At 38.3% G+C, this 2,909-nt stretch carries 4 protein-coding genes; 3 read left to right on the top strand and 1 reads right to left on the bottom strand.

Features of this window, described 5'->3' with window-relative positions; translation table 11 throughout:
* The 3 genes from ACESMA_RS21475 to ACESMA_RS21485 all read left to right on the top strand — a co-directional run.
* A partial coding sequence (locus tag ACESMA_RS21475; protein ID WP_372950937.1) for an outer membrane beta-barrel protein occupies positions 1-581 on the top strand: 581 nt, incomplete at its 5' end.
* 93 nt (positions 582-674) lie between these two features.
* The gene (locus tag ACESMA_RS21480; RefSeq protein ID WP_372950938.1) at positions 675-854 is read left to right on the top strand and encodes a hypothetical protein; all 180 of its coding nucleotides are present in this window, start codon (positions 675-677) and stop codon (positions 852-854) included.
* Positions 855-986: 132 nt separating this feature from the next.
* The gene (locus ACESMA_RS21485; protein ID WP_372950939.1) at positions 987-1,811 is read left to right on the top strand and encodes a hypothetical protein; all 825 of its coding nucleotides are present in this window, start codon (positions 987-989) and stop codon (positions 1,809-1,811) included.
* 85 nt (positions 1,812-1,896) lie between these two features.
* Here ACESMA_RS21485 and ACESMA_RS21490 read toward each other — a convergent pair whose 3' ends face one another.
* The gene (locus ACESMA_RS21490; RefSeq protein ID WP_372950940.1) at positions 1,897-2,766 is read right to left on the bottom strand and encodes a PIG-L deacetylase family protein; all 870 of its coding nucleotides are present in this window, start codon (positions 2,764-2,766) and stop codon (positions 1,897-1,899) included.
* Positions 2,767-2,909 lie beyond the last annotated feature (143 nt).

Here is a 2,909-nt window from a genome sequence, read left to right on the forward strand (position 1 = left end):
ATACCTCATCATACAATTGTAGCACCGAAAATGGAAAATTTACGAACCGTAATTTTCCAAAATATTGCAATATTTGTGTTTATGAATTAATCAGGTTAGTTTACCGAAAAAGAATTAACCGGCCAAATTACAACCAAATGGCGCCTTATGTCGCTTTTTTCGGAATAAATACGTTCGTGGCAGGAAATCTTTCATTAATGCCGGCCATAAATGATGGCGCTGAAATAAGCTATCAGAAAGGTAACTGGTGGGTAACCATTCATTTTGGCAATACCAAAGATGCGATTACCCAATACCAGTCTGAATTTGATACTACTGCCAATGTATTGGTTTATCGCTCCCAAAACCTCGAATACAGCCGGAGTTATGGTGTAAATACAAATTTTTCTTTTCGGGTGGCTTCCTGGTGGAAAATGCAAAATTACTTTTCACTTAACCGTAACAGTTTAAAAACCAAACACCTCAACAGCAATTTAAAGAATAATAAAAACGTTTTCTCAGTTAACAGCAACAGCACATTTAGAATTTCTGAAAGTATAACTGCTGATGCATCGGTATTATATGAATCTGCAGGCATGTAGGGGTTTTCAACCTACAAACCCGGTGGAGTAATAAATTTTGGTATTCAAAAGAAATTCAGAAATAATGCCGTTCTGGCTTTGGTTGCGAATGATGTGTTTAAAACCAGGACCTGGATTTTACAAACTATTCGGGAAAATTACCGGTCGAAGTGGGAATACGATTTTGGATCCCGTTCGGTTAATCTCACTTACCTGCATCAGTTTGGGAATAAAAAACTGAAGGGTGTGCATATTAAAACCGGAGCAGATGCTGAACGAAAAAGAGTTCAGTGAACATATTGTGAATTCATGGCAAAAAGTAATTTTTTAAAGTGTTCGAAAATAAAATATTAAAAAAAGAGTCAATTGTCTTTATTTTTCAATAACTTGTATAAGTTTAATAATTAATAATTTAAAATCAGACAAATGAAAAAGAAAGTTTTCTTTATTAAAAGAACAAATGCAATTGCCTGGGCAATGGTTTTTGTGCTGGCAGCAATCCCTTTTATGGTATTTGCGCAGGAACCAACCGTTTTTGCGGTGGTTGAGTACATGAAAGTTAAACAGGGCGACGAACAAAAATACGTTGATCTTGAGCGAAACTACTGGAAAAAAATTCATCAGGAACGGGTAAAAAATGGTGAAATAGTAAGGTGGGTTTTGTATGAAGTGCGATTTGCGGGATCAGATGATGAATATAATTTTGTAACCGGAACCATTGTGACAGATCTTACCAAACTTGAAAATCCGTTTGCTGGAATTGACCCGCTGAAAGTTTTAGCAGGAGAGGATGTTGACAAAATTATGCAGGAGACTTCCGACAGCAGACAATTGGTAAAAAGAAACCTGGTGCGTATGGTTTCCACCGTAAATCCGGAATCAGGCATTGCTCCATTCAATTATTTACAGATTGATTTTATGAAGGTAAAACCCGGTAATGACAACATGTACATTGATGTGGAAACCAATGTGTGGAGGCCTGTTCATCAACAATTTATAAATGACGGATCGCGGGTTGGCTGGTCTTTATGGCAAACCGTTTTCCCATCAGGTTCGGGGCTTGAATTTCAATATGTGACAACAAATTTTTTGTCTGATTTTTCCCAAATCGGGGCGGCTGATTACAATGGTGCATTTAATAAAGTTCACTCAGGTAAAAATATTGATCAACTAATGCTGGATACGAACAATTCAAGGGAACTTGTCCGTTCCGAATTGTGGCGAGTAGTTGATTCTGTGTATTCTGAATAACACAACCTTTTTTTACCGGTATTTTGAAAAATTCGAAATAACCTGAGAAAATGATCCTGGGTATTCTCTCAGGATTTTTTTATGCTTATTCAAAAAACGGAAACAGTTTCCTTATCTCTTCATCCGAGGGCCTTCTTCCGTATTCACAAATTTCGAATGCCTCGGCATCGGTTATTTTGTTTGCTTTTTCGGCACCGTACCATTTTTTTAGTGAATTTCTTACATCATCAGAAATATTCGGTTTTCTCCAGTCGGCCAGCCATTTCAGGCGTTCTGTTTCACCTTTGGGCACCTGGTCGAGCCGTCCGCCTGTCCATGGCAGCCATTCAAACATTTGCGATTCATGCGCGGCAATGCCATAAATTTTCTGTTCGAATTCATCGGAAATATCTACAGCAATATCTGGTTCAAACGGATAAGGTTTCTGAAAACGGTCTTCCACGTACAAAAAAACCGGATTTTTTTCAAGCGGAGGTACATCCGAAGCTACATTCGGAACAATGACCATATACGCCGCATCCTGTACCAAAATTGCGGCATTGCGGTGGTCGGGGTGGTAGTCGTTTGGCCGGGGTCCCATTACTATATCTGCATTCCATTTTCGAATTAAACGAATAACATCTTTACGAATTTCAAGTGTTGGCATCAGTTCGCCATCATGATTATCGAGGACAACGTATTCCACACCAAACCTTTTACCGGCTTCCTGAGCCTCTGCCCGTCTTATTCTGGCCAGTGCACCCCCGCCTTTTTCGTGGTGGCCTGCATCGCCGTTGGTTAAGGAAACAAACATTACATTGTGCCCTGCTTTGGCAAATTTAATGGCCGTTCCACCTGCACGAATATCAGCATCGTCGGGGTGAGCTCCAATAACAATAACATTTATCGGTTCTTGTGAATAAGAAAAAAGATACGCTAAAAGGCAAGCAGTCAGAAGTGTGAATAATTTTTTCATAAAAATCGTTTTTATTTCATTTAACTGGTTTATTCATTTTGTATTCGGTGAAATTACAGTAAAAATTCAGATTTTTCTCAGATCTACTGAATGATTTTTTGATTTAGCCTATTTCTTTTGTTCAATACAAAATTAATAATTAA

This window comes from Mariniphaga sp. (assembly GCF_041687215.1).
Classification (GTDB): Bacteria; Bacteroidota; Bacteroidia; order Bacteroidales; family Prolixibacteraceae; genus Mariniphaga.